This window comes from Halobaculum limi (assembly GCF_029490015.1).
Taxonomy (GTDB): Archaea; Halobacteriota; Halobacteria; order Halobacteriales; family Haloferacaceae; genus Halobaculum; species Halobaculum limi.
In genome coordinates this window covers 2984653-3000457 of record NZ_CP120468.1, presented here as the reverse complement: position 1 = coordinate 3000457, position 15805 = coordinate 2984653, and the positions used below count along the sequence as shown (strand labels likewise).

The 15805-nt window shown below is 69.6% G+C and carries 18 protein-coding genes and 1 tRNA gene; 8 read left to right on the top strand and 11 right to left on the bottom strand.

Annotated elements, in window-relative coordinates; all coding sequences use genetic code 11:
* Positions 1-41 precede the first annotated feature (41 nt).
* Genes P0D77_RS15385 through P0D77_RS15370 form a run of 4 tightly spaced genes read left to right on the top strand, consistent with a single transcriptional unit; the run spans position 42 to position 3572 of the window.
* Positions 42-1055: a DUF4129 domain-containing protein gene (locus tag P0D77_RS15385; RefSeq protein ID WP_277553998.1), complete on the top strand. Its 1014-nt coding sequence runs from the start codon at positions 42-44 to the stop codon at positions 1053-1055.
* Positions 1052-1738, top strand: a complete 687-nt coding sequence (locus P0D77_RS15380; RefSeq protein WP_277553997.1) for a DUF7269 family protein — start codon at positions 1052-1054, stop codon at positions 1736-1738. The genes P0D77_RS15385 and P0D77_RS15380 overlap by 4 nt, the downstream gene beginning before the upstream one ends.
* On the top strand, positions 1735-3081 hold the full coding sequence (locus P0D77_RS15375; protein ID WP_432764816.1) for a DUF58 domain-containing protein: 1347 nt from the start codon (positions 1735-1737) through the stop codon (positions 3079-3081). The genes P0D77_RS15380 and P0D77_RS15375 overlap by 4 nt, the downstream gene beginning before the upstream one ends.
* On the top strand, positions 3078-3572 hold the full coding sequence (locus tag P0D77_RS15370) for a DUF7519 family protein (protein WP_277553996.1): 495 nt from the start codon (positions 3078-3080) through the stop codon (positions 3570-3572). The genes P0D77_RS15375 and P0D77_RS15370 overlap by 4 nt, the downstream gene beginning before the upstream one ends.
* A 67-nt stretch (positions 3573-3639) precedes the next feature.
* Here the strand turns inward: P0D77_RS15370 and P0D77_RS15365 are convergent, their stop codons facing one another.
* Positions 3640-4614 carry an AAA family ATPase gene (locus P0D77_RS15365; RefSeq protein WP_277553995.1) on the bottom strand — a complete coding sequence of 325 codons (975 nt, stop codon included), beginning with the start codon at positions 4612-4614 and terminating at the stop codon, positions 3640-3642.
* A gap of 113 nt (positions 4615-4727) precedes the next feature.
* Here P0D77_RS15365 and P0D77_RS15360 point away from each other — a divergent pair.
* Positions 4728-4812, top strand: a tRNA-Ser gene (locus tag P0D77_RS15360).
* Between the two features lie 222 nt (positions 4813-5034).
* Here the strand turns inward: P0D77_RS15360 and P0D77_RS15355 are convergent.
* Positions 5035-5433, bottom strand: a complete 399-nt coding sequence (locus tag P0D77_RS15355) for a hypothetical protein (protein ID WP_277553994.1) — start codon at positions 5431-5433, stop codon at positions 5035-5037.
* Between the two features lie 235 nt (positions 5434-5668).
* Here P0D77_RS15355 and P0D77_RS15350 point away from each other — a divergent pair, with 235 nt between their 5' ends.
* Entirely contained in the window at positions 5669-6001 is a 333-nt protein-coding gene (locus P0D77_RS15350; protein WP_277553991.1) for a DUF7344 domain-containing protein, read from the top strand.
* Positions 6002-6019: 18 nt separating this feature from the next.
* On the opposite strand, the gene P0D77_RS15345 is transcribed toward P0D77_RS15350, so the two are convergent.
* The gene (locus tag P0D77_RS15345; protein WP_277553990.1) at positions 6020-6817 is read right to left on the bottom strand and encodes a TrmB family transcriptional regulator; all 798 of its coding nucleotides are present in this window, start codon (positions 6815-6817) and stop codon (positions 6020-6022) included.
* Between the two features lie 388 nt (positions 6818-7205).
* Here P0D77_RS15345 and P0D77_RS15340 point away from each other — a divergent pair, with 388 nt between their 5' ends.
* Positions 7206-8006 carry a TrmB family transcriptional regulator gene (locus P0D77_RS15340; RefSeq protein WP_277553989.1) on the top strand — a complete coding sequence of 267 codons (801 nt, stop codon included), beginning with the start codon at positions 7206-7208 and terminating at the stop codon, positions 8004-8006.
* A 154-nt stretch (positions 8007-8160) separates the two neighbouring features.
* On the opposite strand, the gene P0D77_RS15335 is transcribed toward P0D77_RS15340, so the two are convergent.
* The 8 genes from P0D77_RS15335 to P0D77_RS15300 all read right to left on the bottom strand — a co-directional run bounded on the left by P0D77_RS15335 (position 8161) and on the right by P0D77_RS15300 (position 14626).
* Positions 8161-8634 (bottom strand): redoxin domain-containing protein, encoded by a 474-nt coding sequence (locus P0D77_RS15335; protein ID WP_277553988.1) that lies wholly within the window; start codon positions 8632-8634, stop codon positions 8161-8163.
* 107 nt (positions 8635-8741) lie between these two features.
* Complete coding sequence (locus tag P0D77_RS15330; protein WP_277553987.1) at positions 8742-9071, bottom strand: DUF8081 domain-containing protein; 330 nt, start codon at positions 9069-9071, stop codon at positions 8742-8744.
* A gap of 71 nt (positions 9072-9142) precedes the next feature.
* Positions 9143-9481 carry a hypothetical protein gene (locus tag P0D77_RS15325; protein ID WP_277553986.1) on the bottom strand — a complete coding sequence of 113 codons (339 nt, stop codon included), beginning with the start codon at positions 9479-9481 and terminating at the stop codon, positions 9143-9145.
* 75 nt (positions 9482-9556) lie between these two features.
* A complete protein-coding gene (locus P0D77_RS15320; RefSeq protein ID WP_432764815.1) occupies positions 9557-9937 on the bottom strand; it encodes a DUF192 domain-containing protein in 381 nt (126 codons plus the stop codon).
* A 54-nt stretch (positions 9938-9991) separates the two neighbouring features.
* Positions 9992-11479 carry a DUF7519 family protein gene (locus tag P0D77_RS15315; RefSeq protein WP_277553985.1) on the bottom strand — a complete coding sequence of 496 codons (1488 nt, stop codon included), beginning with the start codon at positions 11477-11479 and terminating at the stop codon, positions 9992-9994.
* The gene (locus tag P0D77_RS15310) at positions 11476-12732 is read right to left on the bottom strand and encodes a DUF58 domain-containing protein (protein ID WP_277553984.1); all 1257 of its coding nucleotides are present in this window, start codon (positions 12730-12732) and stop codon (positions 11476-11478) included. Before P0D77_RS15310 ends, P0D77_RS15315 begins: the two co-directional genes overlap by 4 nt.
* On the bottom strand, positions 12729-13550 hold the full coding sequence (locus P0D77_RS15305; protein ID WP_277553983.1) for a DUF7269 family protein: 822 nt from the start codon (positions 13548-13550) through the stop codon (positions 12729-12731). Before P0D77_RS15305 ends, P0D77_RS15310 begins: the two co-directional genes overlap by 4 nt.
* The gene (locus P0D77_RS15300; RefSeq protein WP_277553982.1) at positions 13547-14626 is read right to left on the bottom strand and encodes a DUF4129 domain-containing protein; all 1080 of its coding nucleotides are present in this window, start codon (positions 14624-14626) and stop codon (positions 13547-13549) included. Before P0D77_RS15300 ends, P0D77_RS15305 begins: the two co-directional genes overlap by 4 nt.
* Positions 14627-14683: 57 nt before the next feature.
* Between P0D77_RS15300 and P0D77_RS15295 the strand changes: the two genes are divergently transcribed.
* On the top strand, positions 14684-15733 hold the full coding sequence (locus P0D77_RS15295; protein ID WP_277553981.1) for a M48 family metalloprotease: 1050 nt from the start codon (positions 14684-14686) through the stop codon (positions 15731-15733).
* Positions 15734-15805 lie beyond the last annotated feature (72 nt).

Sequence of the window (15805 nt, the reverse complement as noted above, 5' to 3'; positions counted from 1 at the left end):
GTCGAAACCTTTGACACCAGGCCCGCGTTACCGACCCACACGTGGATAGACGAACGCTGGCCACTGCGGCGCTTGCCCTCCTCGCGGTGCTCGCCTTGGGCGTCGCTGCCGCCACCTTGGACTCGGCGACGACGACGACTCCGAGCGGCGGCTTCGGCGCGGGCACGGTGCCCGACGACGCCGGCGTCGGCCAGGACGACGACGGGATGCTCGACCTCGGCGGCGACGAGCCGTCTGGTGAAGCTCGCCTGTCGCTGCGCGTGTGCGTCGAGTTCCTCACCAGACCGCTCGTGCAGGCCGTGTTGCTCCTCGGCGTCGCCGGCTTCCTCCTCGCGATGTACCGCACGACTGAGTCGTGGCTCATCAGCGGGATGTTCGTCGCCTCGGCGCTGTTCCCGCTGGGCGTGTTGTACTTGGTCCTCATCTCGTGTGGCTCCGACCCGTCACAACTGGCACTCGGCATCGGCGACTCGATGTCGGAAAACGCGACATTCCTACCCGGTGGCGGCGGGTCATCGGGGTCGAACGCGGCCGGTGAGGCTGTTTCGACGCCGACGCTGTTGGTTGGCCTGTTGCTTGTCGTCGCGATTATCGGGAGCGTCCTCCTGTTGTTCGTCTCGACGGGCGACGACGACGAGATGCTCGCCGACGACCCGCCGGAGCCACCACAAGCGGAAGTCCGCCACGAGGTCGGCGTCCGGGCGGGCCAGGCGGCCGACCGACTGGAGTCAGACGCCGACCTCGACAACGAGGTGTACCGCGCGTGGCGCGAGATGACCGCCGCCCTCCCGGTAGAGAACCCTCACTCGACGACGCCTGCCGAGTTCGCTGCTGCCGCCGTCGACGCCGGGATGGACCGCGAGGACGTGACGGCCCTGACGGACGTGTTCGAGGCGGTTCGCTACGGCGGCGAACCCGCGACTTCCGAGCGTGAACGCGAGGCCATCAACGCACTCCGCCGGATCGAGGCGGCGTACGCGGGTGACGGCCTCGGCGACGACGACACAGACGAGTCGGGCCGCGACCGAGGGCCGCGCTGGGGTGACACCCGATGAGGGCGACCGCCATCGTCGGCGCGGTCGCCGTCGTGTTCGGGTTCGTCGTCGTCGTCCAACGAGGCATCGCGGGCCTGTTCGACCTGACGTACGTGTTCGTCACCGGTGCGGGCGTCCTCGCGCTGGTTCAGGGGATTCGCTACGCCAACGACGCGCGGTCGACCGACGCTCGTGCAAGCGAGACGGGCGACCCCGAGGACCGCTACGAGGTGCCCGTCCCCGGCGACGAGGACGACGAACTCGTCTCCGCGAAGGGACTCTCCCGATCCAGCATCAAGCGCCGCCGAGAGTTTCACCGCCACCTCCACCGGGTCGCCGCCGAGACGCTTCGCTCGCGCGGCGACTACACTGCCGACGAAGTCGAGGCCGCCGTCGACGGCGGGACGTGGACTGACGACCCAGTCGCAGGGTGGTTCCTCGGAACCGACGTGCCCCCGCCGCCCGCGGCACGCGTGCGGAGTCTTATCGGCTCCGACGTGGAGTTTCGATTCGGCGTCCGTCGGTCGGTCGACGCACTGGCGGCCGCTCGCGACCAGGACCGCCCCGGACGCGACGACGACACCTCCGACCGATACGGAACGGGCCGCCGCACGACCGCTCGCCACGCCGTCGAGGCGGCACGTGCGGCGGGGAGACAGCGAATTGACGCCGTCCGTGACACGCTCGAGGAGGTGCGCCGATGAGCGGTCGCCCCCACGAGAACGGCGCTAGCGGCGCGAACGGTCGCAACGTCGACCCGCTGGAGGCGATCCGACCCCGCGGTGTCGTTCCGACGGGTCGATGGGCAGGGATGGCCGCGCTCGCACTCGTCCCGGTCGGTATCGGGGTCCTCCTGCGTCACCCGCCGCTGGTGCTCGTGGGAGCGCTCGGCGTCGCGTTCGCCGCCTACGCCCGTGGTGACGCCGCACCCGAACTCGACGTGACGCTCGAACGGGAGGTGTCCGACGCCTCGCCCGACCCCGGCGACGAGGTGACTGTGACGCTTCGCGTCCGCAACGACGGCGACGGCGTGTTGCCGGACCTGCGCCTCATCGACGGCGTGCCCGCGGCGCTGGCGACGGAGCAACCCGCCCGCCTCGGGACGGCGCTTCGTCCCGGGCGGACCGCGGCGGTGCAGTACACCGTGACGGCGGTGCGGGGCGCACACGACTGGGACCCCGTCCACGTCATCGCACGCAACCCCAGCGGGTCGCGTGAACGCGACGCCCGCCTCGACGCCACTGGGACGACGACGCTCCGGTGTGCGCCGGAACTGGAGGCGTCGGGGTCGCTCCCGCTTCGGGGGCTGACGACCGTCTATTCGGGACGGGTCCCCACCGACGTCGGCGGGTCGGGGTTGGAGTTTCACTCTACCCGCGAGTACCGCCACGGCGACCCCGCAAAGCGGATCAACTGGGCGCGATACGCCCGAACGGGTGAACTGTCCACCTCGGAGTTCCGCGAGGAGCGAGCGGCGACGGTCGTCGTCTGTATCGACGCCCGCGAGGAGGCGTATCGGGGGCCGAACCCCGAGTCGCCGAACGCCGTCGAGCGGAGCGTCGAGGCCGCCTCACAGGCGGTGCCGGCGCTGCTCGACACGGGCGACCGCGTCGGCATCGCGGCGTTCGGGCCGGGCGACTGTTGGCTCGAACCCGGCGTCGGCGACGACCACGCCGCCCGCGCCCGCGAACTGCTCGCGACCCACCCCGCGCTGGCACCGACGCCCAGCGACGAGCGCTTCCTCGCCACCTCGTGGGTGCGTCGCTTTCGGCGGTGGCTCCCCTCGGACGCGCAGGTCATCTTCTGCTCGCCGCTGGTCGACGACTACGCGGTGACGGTCGCCCGTCGACTCGACGCGTACGGCCACGCGGTGACGGTCGTCTCGCCGGACCCGACTGCAGACGACACGACGGGCCACCGCCTCGCCCGCATCGAGCGGGCGAACCGCGTCTCGCGACTTCGCTCGGCGGGCCTGCGCGTCCTCGACTGGGGAGACGAACCGCTGGCGACCGAACTGGCACGCGCTTCGGCGCGGTGGTCGACGTGACCGTCACGCGAAAGCCGCCTCGGTTGGGCGTCGCGATGGCCGGACTGGCGGCGGCCGTCGGCACGGCGGCGCTCACGCTCGTGTCGCCGACCGGCGGCGGCCTCGCGGCTGTGGCAACCGTGTTCGTCGCGGTCGGCAGCCTCGCAGGGTCGCGACGCTTGCTAGGCATCGGGTCGATCACGCTCTGTGTCGGCGTCCTCGTCGCTGGGGGCCTCGCAGGCGCAGGGGCGGGACCGCTGCTCGTCGGCGGCATCGCGGCCGCACTGTCGTGGGACCTGGGCGAACACGCCGTCGGACTGGGCGAGCAGTTGGGGCGCGGAACCGACGTGACGCGCAACCTCGTGACGCACGCGGCGGGGTCGGTGTCGGTCGGCGCGGTCGCTGGTGCGGTGACGTTCGGCGTCTACTCCGCGGCCGCGGGGGGACAGCCAGTCGTCGCGCTGGTGTTCCTGTTGGTCGGGGCGATTGCGCTGGTGAGTGCGGTTCGGTGAGCACTCCGCCGACTGACGACTGGCCGCGATCGGATCAGTCCACGGCTCCGACCGCGTTGGGCATCAGTCAGTCGTCGGCTTCGACTTCCGCGTTCTGGACGGTGGGCACCTCGACGCGGTCGAGGACTGCCTGCAACACGTCGGCTTTCGCCACGTCGTCGACCTTCGCGTCCGGCGTGAGGACGAGGCGGTGTGCGAGGACGGGCGCGGCGACCCGCTTCACGTCGTCGGGCGTGACGAACTCCCGGCCCGCGAGCGTCGCCGCCGACCGCGTCGCCTCGAACAGGCGTTGCGTGCCACGCGGGGAGACGCCGACCTCGACGCGGCGGTCCTCCCGGGTCGCGCGGGTGATCCGGGCGATGTACTCCAACAGGTCGTCGTGGACGCGGACGGACTCGGGGGCCTCCCGCGTTCCCTTCACCCGCCGTTCGTCGAGGACGCGGTCGACGCTCGGGTCTTGTTCGACGCGCCCCGCGCGACGACGGAGGAGTTCGATCTCACCGTCGAGGTCGGGGTAGCCCATCGACGTCTTCACCGCGAAGCGGTCGAGTTGCGCCTCCGGTAGCGGGAAGTTCCCCGCCTGCTCGACCGGATTTTGCGTCGCGATGAGGAAGAACGGGTCTGGCAGTTCGTAGGTGGTGCCGTCGACGGTCACCTGCTCTTCTTCCATCGCCTCCAGTAGCGCCGCCTGCGTCTTCGGCGGAGCGCGGTTGATCTCGTCGGCGAGGACGACGTTCGCGAAGATGGGGCCCTCACTGAACTCGAACTCGCCGGTGCCCTCGTCGTACACCGTCGTTCCGGTCACGTCAGAGGGGAGGAGGTCGGGCGTGAACTGCACGCGCGAGAACGACAGGCCGAGTGCCGTCGCCATCGACCGCGCGGTGAGCGTCTTGCCCGTGCCTGGGACGTCCTCGATGAGGACGTGGCCCCGTGAGAGCAGGCCGATGAGGATGTCCTCGAAGAAGGCGTCTTCGGCAATGATCGCGGAGCGGAGGGTGTCGAGCACGTCCGAACAGGCCGCGCTCGCGTCGGGAACGTCCATACCACACGCGCACGCCCGCCGCGGAATAAGTCTCGGGGTTATCCTCGCGATCCGTTGACACGCAGGTACCGAACCGAAACGGTTTACAGGCTAACCACCGGACGTAGGAATGAGCCGAGGTAGCCTAGCCTGGCCAAGGCGGCAGATTCGAAATCTGCTGTCCATTCGGACTCGGGAGTTCAAATCTCTCCCTCGGCGTTCTCAGGAGGCGCAACGTGACGAGCGGTGAGCGTCGCGAACCGCGAGGAACCGCGCCGGCGTGGCAGTACTTCCGGTGAGATTTGAGCAGGGAGTGAGCGAGCGAATGCGAGCGAAACGACCGTGTTCAAATCTCTCCCTCGGCGCTTTTCCGGCGACACCTCACGGCGAGCACCTCGTGTGCTCGCACTCGTGTCGCCGCTGGCGTCTCTCGTTTGACGCCTAATTCCGGTCGTCGACCTCCACGACTCCTTCGACGCTCGCCCCGATCGTGTATCCGACGAGCGCCAGCACCGACGCGACGACAGCGGCCGTAACCGTTGCGTACACCGAGAGAGCGACGGTCGCACCGGTGGGTGAGGTGAACGGCTCGAAGAGGTTCACGGTAAACCCGAGCGTCGGCCCGAGTGCGACGATCCAGCAGTCGATAAATCGCCATTCGCGATACGAAATCGTCGCGACGGCCGTGACAACCACCGCCGCGCCGGTCCACACGAGGGCGGACTGGATGGCTGTCGGGAGGCCGACGTCGAACACGCGGTGGGCGGTCAACCCGCCGAAGACCAGCAAAAACGCCGCGAGAGCGGCGATACTGGCAGTTCGCGTCTCTGGTCGGAGCACACCGACTGCCCACGTGCGTCAGGAAAGTGTCTTGTGTCCGCTTCCGCTCTCCCTCGGGGTACGCCGACGCGACCGCCTCGACAGTCCCCCGCCGTCGGATTCTACCGACTGCCGACAACTCAGCCCCCACGGGAGCGAGAACAGACACGTCCCCCGATTGTGACCCACATAATCAAAAAACTTTCACAGATAAATATCGATACAATTGAAGATAGTATGAATCGTGTAGTACGGTGTGACAACCGCTCTCGATGACTGTCTTCGACTCGTCGCCGACCACACCCGACGGCAGGTCATCCACCACCTTCGTCAGGAGGCTACCGGGTCGATGACGTTCGAAGAACTCGTCGACGTGTTGCACGACGGCGGGTCTACGTTCGAGAACGGCCACCCTCAGACCCACGAGACACTCGCTGTACAACTCCGACACACGCACTTGCCGAAACTCACCGAGTACGGTGTCATCGAGCTCGACCACAGAAACGGGGATGTCCGCTATCACCCCGACGAACAAGTCGAAACGCTGCTCGATTCACTTCCCGGAGGAGTGTCGGTAGCGAGTCCCTGACGGTGGTGGCCCGATCTCTTACGCCGACTCGGTCTCGTCGAGTCGCCAGGTGAAGATCGCTTTCAGCACCACGACCAGACTGTTCGTGTCGCCCTCGCCCCAGATGGCGGTCTCCGACCGCGGATCGGTCGGACTCGCGTCAGCACCGTTGACGAGCGCACTCACGAGCGTCTTTCGCCCGTCGACCATCAGCAGGCGTCCTGCGGACGTGTCCGACCAGACCCACAGCGACTCGAACATCGTCGCGCCGGGAATCTCGTCTTGCACGCGCTCTTGAACCTCGGTCGACACCCCGCCGAGTTTGATCGAAACGCCTCGCCGTGCGGCCTCGCTCAACGCCTCGACCAGATCCTCGGTGAGGAGGTCCTCGACGGTCATGTACACGATTTCCTCCTCCGCGCTGTCGAAGCAGTCCACGACCCGTTCCGTGACTGCAGGCTCCCCGGTTACCGTCCAGACGCCGCGCTGTTCGGTCCGCCGTTCGGCGGGTTCGAGTTCGCGAAGCGCCGTTTGCAGGCGGTCCGTGCGGTGTTGGAGTTCGCGCTCGAACGTCCGACTCGCGGTCTCGGCGGAGATGGCCCAGAACTCCTTGGGCGACGATTGGAGGACGTCGACGAGTCCGCGGTCGTGTAACTCGTCGACCGCGTCGTACACCCGCGTCCGCGGGACTGCCGACGCCTCGCTGACGTCTCTGGCCGTCCCCGTGCCGAGGCTGGCCAGCGCCACGAACGTCCGCGCGGCGTAGCCACTCAACCCGAATCGTTCGAGTTGGTGGATGGCGACGGACTGTGGGTCGTCGTCTGTCTCGTTGTTCATCGATCAGGGGACTCCAGCCGTCGTGACCCCAGCCACGGAGCGGGGCAGGCCGGCACACGGCAGCACGGTGGGCGGAACACAGAACTGAACGCTGTGCTGATGTAACGGCTAGTGGTCTGTGTGTAAATCTGTTTTGTGATTAATTGAGTGACTCTACAAACTTTCGTACAGCTGACTTTCTCTGACTGCTGACCGACTCTGCAATATTGTCACGCAAAAACTCACAACAACATTCGTCATTGCGCCCGAAGATCGGAGCTAACGGTCGCTACTACGTTGATCTGCTTCGAACGTTCACACAGAGTCACTGATTGAGTGACAATACCTATCCGTACTGGCGCGAATTCTCAAGGGACTCACTGGGGACGCCCCCGGGAGGTTGGGACAGATGGATACAACAGATAGTTTGGAGGACGCAATCGAGGTCCTCCAGCAACTCGGCTTGAAGGAGTACGAGGCGCGATGTTTCGTCGGCTTGTCCCGCCTCCACACGGGAACAGCAAAGCGACTGAGCGAGATGACGGAGGTCCCCCGGACGCGGGTGTACGACGCCATCCGAGTGCTGGAGGCACACGGCCTGGTCGAGATACAGCACTCGAGTCCGCAGCAGTTCCGGGCGGTTCCACTCGAGGAGGCGACCGACACCCTGCGCGACCAGTACGAGGACCGAATCGACCGTCTCCACCGTGCGCTGGACTCGATCGAGGTGATCGACGAGGCCGAGGACACCCCCGTTCAGGAGGTGTGGTCGATGTTCGGACGCGGCGCGATCAAAAACCGGACGAACCAACTCGTCGAGCAAGCGACGGAGGAAGTCGTCTTGGTAGTGGGCGACGAGTCACTGCTGACCGATGACCTCGTCGCCACCCTCAACGACGTCGGTGGCGGGGTCGACGTGCTCATCGGCGCGCTTACCGAGCCACTTCGAGAGCGAATCGAGGCGGCCGTGCCGGCGGCCACGACGTTCACGTCCGGGCTGGGGTGGCTCCAGGCCGCGGAGCCCAGCGACGACGACACGGCGATCGGCCGACTCCTTCTGGTCGACCGCGGGACGATCCTCGTGAGTTCGATCGTGCCAGACACCCACGAGGAACGAGCAGTCTTCGGCGACGGGTTCGAGAACGGACTCGTCGTGATCGCTCGGCGACTGATGGCAGAAGGGTTGTTGACCGCTCGCGACCCCGGCTAAGACCAGTCGGAGCGCGGCGACTGACTATCTCGTCACCAGCGCACCTGTCGGTGTGGCTGCTCCATACGCCCGCACGTCTCCTCTCACGCGCCTGCTGAGCGATACGCCCCGGCTTCAGTCGTCGGTGTAGCGCCGCCCTGCGCGGGACGCCCGGTTACGCCGACGCGGCCGCCTCGATCAGGTCCTCGTAGTCGGGTTCGTTCGTCGGGTCGTCGGCGACCCACGAGTACGTCACCTGCCCGTCGCTGTCGACGACGAACACCGCGCGGTTGGCGACGTCGTACAGCCCCAGGTCGGGGATGTCCATCGTCAGGCCGTACGCTTCGATGGCGTCGCCGGGCATGTCGCTGACGAGGTCGAACTCCAGGTCGTACGTATCTGCGAACGCGCCCAGCGAGAACGCCGAGTCGGCGCTGACGCCGAACAGCGTCGCGCCCGCGTCAGCGAAGCGGTCGTGGTGCTCCTGCAACGCCACCATCTCGTTGGAACACGGCGGCGTGAACGCCCCCGGGAAGAACGCGAGCACGACGGGCCCGTCCCCGAGGTGCTCCGCGAGGTCGAACGTCTCGTGGTCGCTGCCCTTGTACGTCGCGGTGAACGTCGGCGCGTCGTCGCCAGTTGCTACCATCTCGTCCAGTCGTTCGTCCGGATCCGTGGTAAGGACTGCTCGGTTGTGCGTCACGTTGGAATCCGACCGCGCAAGCGTTTTATGCTCGTATCGATCCTCGCTCGGATCTACTCTCCGCCGTCGGTGTAGGCTTCGAGCGTGCCGGGCGTGCTGCCCTCGTCGCCGCGGAGGCGACGGCGGCGCTTGTCGTACGCGCCGTCGAGGTTGAGGAGTTGCCGCTGGCGGGAGACGAGATAGCCGTCCACGTCGCTGCGGTCGGCGGGGTGGGCGGCGTGGATCCACACCGGCCGGTCTGCGCCCGTCGAGAGGCCGTCGGCCCACGCCTCCGCCGCCGAGCGGTCGCCGAACTCGCGGCGGACGCCCTCGTGGAGGACGGCGTGGCCGACGGCGGCGTTGGCCTTCCGGGCGGACGGTTTCACCTCGACGACGTAGCTCACGACCGTCGGTAGGGTCGCATCCGATAAATACCTCAGGAACCGTGACAGCGGGCCGCTGGCGACGTGACAGGCTACAAGAGGTGTGAGAAGTTCCACAGGCCGATCAGACCGAACCACGTCGCACAGCCGAGGTACACGGTTGCGCGGAGGCGAGGGACGTACCAGTCGGGGGTGTCGCCGTCGGCGAGGCGGTCGATGATGACGCCCGACTCCGCGAGGAGGCCGACGACGACCAGCGTGATGACTGTGAGGAGTGCCATCCCGCCGACGGGGCCGAACCACGCCATCAGCGCCCGCGACAGCGGCACTGACTCGCGGACGGAGTCTGAGAGGTGGAGGACGACGACCGTCGAGACGGCGTCGAGACCTTTCCCGGCGAGGAGTGCTCCTGCGAGCGTCGCCCGGCGCATACTGTCGGCTACGTGGGGATTCGACATAACGCTACCCGCCGACTGCGTCGCCGGTCGGGTTCGGCTACGCTTCGGCTATGATTCGACTTCGATTTTGTCGCCCGGTTCGACCTCGTCGGCCGCGCCCGCGGGGAGTTCGATGATGGTGTCTGCGGTTCCCCAGCCGAGACCGACCCACGGGCGCAGGCGCTTCACCTTCGTCACCTCGCCGTCGACCAGCCAGATTGCGTCGATGGGGAACGGGACGAACAGCATGTGGAGGCTCCGCGACTCCGCGGTGTCGAAGCTAAACAGGAGGCCGTAGTCGTCGGGAATCGAGCGGCGGAACATCAGCCCACGCATCTGTGAGAACACCGAGTCGGCCACCTCTACCTCCGAGGCCAACACGTGCGCTCGGGGGGCCGTCGGCTCACCCTCCTCGGGATGGATGGCACCCGAGCGGTGGATCAGTCGCACGACAGGTGGTGCATCGCCCGACCGTATGAACGTACCCCTTGGACGGGTCGTCAGTCACTCGGTGGCGAACCCGAGTCGCGCGGTGAGTGTCACCAGTGCTACCAAGAGGAACGCGAGTGCCACGAGCGCCCGGTCGCCACCGACCGACAGCGGTGGACCGAGATACGCCAGCGCCGCACAGCCGAGCGTCGCGGCCGCACCGACCGCGAGGAGTCCCGTCGCGCGGACGTACTCGACGGTCGTCGTGTCGGCGTCTCTCCCCAGTTGCCTGCCGAGGCCGGCGGCGTGTTCGCCCGTTCCCCACGCGACGAGTGCGAGGGCGACGGCTCCGACGACCGCTATCGGGTTCGCGCCCGCGACGCTCCCGGCGACAGCAGCCCCGACCCCCGCGGTGGCCGCGAGCGCGAACCCGGGGCCGTGGTCGGGGACGAGGCCGTCGAAGGCGGCGTCGCCGGTCAGCGTCGCGACGACCTGCACCGTCACGAATGCGGCGATGGGTGCACCAGCGACGAACAGCCAGCCCGTGTACGCGAGGCTGATGCCGGTGCCCGCGAGCGTCGGCCCGCCCGCGCCGACCGCCTCCACGAGCGCCGTGACGAGCAGTGTCGCCACGCCGAGCACCGCTGGCGCGGCCGTCAGCACTCGCTGTGCGGGGTCTTCGCCGACGGCGCGGACGACGGCCGACTGCACCATCCCGCCGAGGACGACCAGCGCGAGGCTGCCAGCGACGAGCATCGCGCTTCCCGCGAGTAGGCCGCCGTCAAGGAGTACGCGGAACATCGGGCCGACGGTCGGAACCGTGTACAGTACCGTGACTGCGGGGACTCGAATTCCGGGTGCGAACGCGGCCTGCGCCAACAGCGCGACCCAGTACCACTTCGGCACGTCGGTCGGGCGGAGCGCGGCGGCGCGGACGACCGCAGGCGGCTGATAGCGGTCTGGTCCGAGCAGTCGCTCCAGCGTCGCAGTCGCGTGCGGGAGCAACAGCGCGGCCGCCAGTCCGGCGACCTGGAGGACGACGATGACGACGACGAGCGACCCGCCGAGCAGTCGACCGAAGGCGACGGCCACCGAGTTGAGCGCCGCTCCGCCCAGCGACATCGTGGGTGCGAGCACCACCAGCGTCGCGATGGGCGCGGCCGCCGCGACTGCGAGCGGCGTGCGAAGCGTCGTCGCCGCCGTTCGGAGGCCGACAGCACCCTCACAGGCGACGAGGAGGAACGCGACGGCGCTACACGCCACGAGTGCGGACGCGGCGTAGCCGCCGCCCAGCGCCAGCAGCAGCGCCGGGCCGCCCGGCAGGAGAAACGTCGCGACGGCAACACCGACGCCGCCGAGCGCGGTCGACCGGGCGTCTCCACGGAGGCCGCGCAGCGACGCCCACAGCAGGCCGCCGCCGACTGCCGAGACGACGACGCTCGCCGCGACGACCGGATCGACCGACGCCGCCAGCGAGACGCCAGCGACGACGAGGGAAGCGAACGCGATGCCGCTCCCGGTCGGTGACGGCGACGACTCCGGCGGGCGAACGGGAGCGGTCATTGCCACCGCACCCCCGCGCGTTCGACCGCAGTCGCCAGCGGTTCGTCGGGCGACCAGTCGGCCACCCGTGCGCCGAACCCGCGGAGTTCTCGCGCCCGGTGGCGACGCTCGCGGGCGGCGACGCGCCCGCCGTGGGTGTCGCCCGTGGGATCTGGCGAGACGACGGTCACGGCGTGACCGTTGGCGACCCAGGTCTCAGCGGCCTCGACGGGTCGGTCGTCGGCCAGCGGCGTGCAGCACACGACCTGCGCGTTCGTCGGCAGGTGCCGCGTGAGCGTGTTCGGGTCCCACAGCCCCCGGATGCGGAGGTCGAGTTCCGACGGAATCTCGGTCGGCGTCTCCAGTAGTCGCTCGATGGCGCGGCCTGCTACCTCGCGGTCGCGACTCGGTGGGAGGTAGCCGCCCTCCTCCCCCCAGATGGCGACGCCGACGGCGTCGTTGCGCGAGAGCAGTTCCCGCGCGAGTTCGACGGCCGCGTCGCGGCTCAGTCGACCGGTGTCGGACTCGCCCGCCCGTCGGACGCGACGACTCTCCTCGCGTGCGTCGACGACGAGGACGACCGTCGCCGCTCGTTCCTCGCGGTACTCGACGGTCGACAGTTCCCCGGTTCGGGCGAAGCGTCGCCAGTCGACCCGTTTGACGGGGTCGCCCTGCTGGTACGCCCGCACGGAGTGGAAGGCGACGCCCTCGCCGGCTTCGTCCGTCTCGACACGCCCGACGGCGGCCTCGGTCTGCTCGCGTAGGGGCACCGCATCGCCGCCCGAGCGAACCCGGATGGTCTCGTCGCCGCCAGCCGTCTCGCGGAGTTCGCTCGCGCCGGTGATACTCCGCGCGACGGCAACCGCCTCGCCGAACGCGTGGGTGCCGCGCCGGGCCGACACCGAGTAGGTCGCCTCCAGCGACTCACCAGGTGCGAGCACGCCGCCCGCCCGCGGCGACCCGTCGACGACGGCGACGCCGTCGGGGACGCCGTCGACCACGCGCACGTCCGGGAGGTAGCCCTGCCCGACGTTCGTCGCCTCGACGGTGACGGAGACGGCATCGCCCGCGCGTGGTTCCACCTCGTCGATCGACCGTTCGACGACGAGCGACTCGGGGCTGGGGTCGCCCGCGACCGCGCCGTACGCGACGAACGCGAGGCCGACGCCGGACGCGAGGAACACGACCGGGTCGGCGAGGGCGACGCCGCTCACGGCACACACCAGCGCCACGAGCAGGCCCGGAACCCACCGCGACCGCGTTCGGACGCTCATCGCGACACCTCCGACCGCGGCTTGGGGTACACCCGCTCTCGTTCGGGTGGTTCGGTGGTCTGTCCGTCGTCGTCCGAACCTTCCGCGTCGCCTTCGCCGGATGCCTCGGACGCGTTCGACCACTCGCCGGTCGTCGCCCGTCGGGTCGGCCGACCGGACTCGTCGTGCCCGACGCTCGATCGGTCACGCTCGGCCAGTCGTTCGAGTTCTCCCACCGCCGCGTGGACGCCGCGGGCCGTCCGCTTCCCCGCGAGCCAGTCACGCAGGCGCACCAGCGGTGGGAGCGACGGCGGCGGCCCCTCCGCGAGGAACGCCGCCGCGCGGTCGTCGTCGGTCCAGGCTCCCGATTCCACGCGCTCGGCCGCCTCGCGGTCTGAACAGCCCTCGACGGCGACGAGTTCTCGCTCGACCGCGTCGCGCAGTCGCCGCTGTGCGCGGACGCGGGCGATGCGTTTCCCGGGACCGTGTTCGGCGGTCAGTAGGTCGTCGTCCTCGGCGGCGACGGTGATGGCCGCGCCGAGTGGCCGCTCCGCCCCGAGTTCGACGCGCTCGGGTTCCGGGCGAACCAGCGGGTCGTCCCACGGGCCTCGGGGGTCGCCGCCGACCCGCGGGCCGCGACGCTGCGACGGTAACACGAGGCGGTCGCGGAGGAGCCACCCCGCGGTGACGACGGCGGCGAGACCGACGACCACCGCCAACTGACTGGCCCGCACCGCCGACACCGACCCAACAGGCACTCCTGCCAGCACCGCGACTGCGCCGCCCGTCGCGAACACCGCAACAGCCGCGAGTGCGTCACGGGCGTCGAGGTCGATCATCGGTCGTCACCTCCGTCGTCTCCGACGTTATCAGCGCCGTCGTCCGCTGCATCGTCGCTCGGCACGTCGTCCCCAGTTCGCCACCCACGCAGGCGGTCGTACGCGTCGAGCGCACGGTCGCGGTGCTCGCCGTCCGGCGGCCACCCGCCGTACCGGGTTCCACGGAACGCTCGCGTGAGCGTTGCGACCGCGTCAGACGGGTAGCCGCGGTCGACCGAGCGACGTGCGAGGTGGCCCGGCGTCCACGACGATTTCCCGTCACCTGGCACCGAGTCACGGAGCCGTCGCCACGCCTCGCGGACGGTTTCAGGCGGCGACGGTTCGGCCGGCTGGTCAGCAGTGGTCGGTCGCGTCACCTCCTCGCCCCGAGCGTCGTCGGTCGGGCGTCGACGCTCCGACCCGGGCGTCGGTCCGAGGCCGCCGAACAGCCCAGACAGCGACAGCGACGGGAGCGAGAGCGACCCGACGCCGCTCCCGGCGATTGCCAGCGTACTGGCGACGCCTGAGCCTATCGAGGCGAGCGTCTTCCCCACGCCGGACGTGAGGCCACCAGCAATCGACCCGACCGTCCCAGCGACGGCGGCGGCGGTCGACCCCGTGCCGACGAGAACCGCCATCGTCGCCTGCGGAACCGCTCGTACCGCAATTTGGATCCGCGGAAGCCGCCCGGACGGGAGGGTCGTGCGCTCGTACGCCATCCCACCGGCGGTGACAAGCACCGCGCCGACGCCGCCGACGACGAGGAGAGCGAACACCACGCCCACGAGTTCGGCGATACCGGTGACGAACCAGCCACCGCTCGGCGGACTGCTCGCCGCCGCGGGCGTGGCGGTGGGTGTCGCTGTCGGCGTCGCCGTCGGCGTCGCGGTCGATTCGTCGGCGCTGTCTTGTGGTGTTGGCGTCGACGGTACCGAGGGCGTCGCGGTCACGGGGACGGGGTCGGCCGCGCCGCCACCGCCGCCGCGGTCGGCCGCCGGGTACGAACCGAGTCCGGCGGCGGGGAACAGCGTCGTCGAGAGGGCGACGACCGCGATGGCGAGGAGGGCGAGGGCGACACGAGCGGGGTCGTATCCCATTCGTCCAGAACACAGACCCGGAGGTATATGTTTTCTCGGGGACCAGTCTGGATCGAAATGGTCGACCGCTCGCTCGCCCTCCACACCGCCGCCACCGGCGTGGCCGCCCTCCTCGTCACAGGCGCGTTCGCCGGCGTCGCCGGTGCGCTGCTCACGCCGTGGCTCGGCGTCTCCCCGTTCGTGATCGCACTCCCGGTGCTCGTGGTCGCCGTCGCCGCGCAAGTGTGGTACGTCCGGCGGGACGTCCTCGGTGACGACGCCCGCCTCGTCGACGAGGAGACGTACCCGGACCTCCACGCCCGCCTCTCTCGACTGGCCCGTGCGCTCGACGCGCCGACGCCCCGGCTCGCAGTCGTCGACGCCGACACGCCCAACAGTTGCTCGCTGTCGGGCGGCGGCCGCGGCACCGTCGTCGTCTCCACGGGCCTGCTCGACGCCTGCGACGACGACGAACTCGACGCCGTCCTCGCGCACGAACTCGCACACCTCCAGAACCACGACGCTGCGGTGTTGACCGTCGCGGCGTTCCTCCCCGCGGTCGTCAACGGCGACTACTCGCTGTGGCGCGACCTGGGTCTCAACGAGGTGTCCGGCGCGGGCCCCACCCTCGCCCTCGTCGGGGGTATCCTCCTGTACGCGCTCGCGACGCCGTCGCTCCCGGGCGCACCGCTGTCGCTCACCTCGCTCGGGGCGTTCCTGGCGCTCGTTCTCGCGATGGTGTTGCTCGGCGGGGTGTTGCTCGGCGTCGCGGCGACGCCGGTGGTGTTCCTCGCGCGGTCGCTCTCGCGGACCCGCGAGTTCGCCGCCGACCGCGCGGCCGCCCGACTCACCGGGTCGCCGGCGACGCTAGCGACGCTGCTCGAACGCCTCGGCGACGCCGACGACCGCCCCGAGACCGACGCTAGGCAGGACGCTGGCCTCCACGGCCTCTGTCTCCTGCCCGGCGGGTTCGGAAAGGGTGTTCGCCACGGCGACACCCGCGCCAAGCCGACGGAACACGACGGCCTGAACGGATTCCGCGTCGAGACGCGTGCGCATCCGTCGGTCGCAGACCGGGTCAGCCGTCTGCGTGCGCTCACTGCCGACGTCGAGCGCGGCGACGCCTGAGAAAACCACCGTACTGCGCGACGAATCGGAGCCGTCGTGTTACGTGGTCGATATGCTTACAATTGTGAGGCG

What these genes read in the sequence shown, in the direction of transcription:
- P0D77_RS15295 (WP_277553981.1), top strand. Translation starts at nt 14,684, where the DNA reads ATGGTCGACCGCTCGCTCGCCCTCCACACCGCCGCCACCGGCGTGGCC.
- P0D77_RS15325 (WP_277553986.1), bottom strand. Translation starts at nt 9,481, where the DNA reads ATGCGCCGGGCGACGCTCGCAGGAGCACTCCTCGCCGGGAAAGGTCTC.
- P0D77_RS15380 (WP_277553997.1), top strand. Translation starts at nt 1,052, where the DNA reads ATGAGGGCGACCGCCATCGTCGGCGCGGTCGCCGTCGTGTTCGGGTTC.
- P0D77_RS15345 (WP_277553990.1), bottom strand. Translation starts at nt 6,817, where the DNA reads ATGAACAACGAGACAGACGACGACCCACAGTCCGTCGCCATCCACCAA.
- P0D77_RS15305 (WP_277553983.1), bottom strand. Translation starts at nt 13,550, where the DNA reads ATGATCGACCTCGACGCCCGTGACGCACTCGCGGCTGTTGCGGTGTTC.
- P0D77_RS15300 (WP_277553982.1), bottom strand. Translation starts at nt 14,626, where the DNA reads ATGGGATACGACCCCGCTCGTGTCGCCCTCGCCCTCCTCGCCATCGCG.
- P0D77_RS15365 (WP_277553995.1), bottom strand. Translation starts at nt 4,614, where the DNA reads ATGGACGTTCCCGACGCGAGCGCGGCCTGTTCGGACGTGCTCGACACC.
- P0D77_RS15310 (WP_277553984.1), bottom strand. Translation starts at nt 12,732, where the DNA reads ATGAGCGTCCGAACGCGGTCGCGGTGGGTTCCGGGCCTGCTCGTGGCG.
- P0D77_RS15335 (WP_277553988.1), bottom strand. Translation starts at nt 8,634, where the DNA reads ATGGTAGCAACTGGCGACGACGCGCCGACGTTCACCGCGACGTACAAG.
- P0D77_RS15340 (WP_277553989.1), top strand. Translation starts at nt 7,206, where the DNA reads ATGGATACAACAGATAGTTTGGAGGACGCAATCGAGGTCCTCCAGCAA.
- P0D77_RS15375 (WP_432764816.1), top strand. Translation starts at nt 1,735, where the DNA reads ATGAGCGGTCGCCCCCACGAGAACGGCGCTAGCGGCGCGAACGGTCGC.
- P0D77_RS15315 (WP_277553985.1), bottom strand. Translation starts at nt 11,479, where the DNA reads ATGACCGCTCCCGTTCGCCCGCCGGAGTCGTCGCCGTCACCGACCGGG.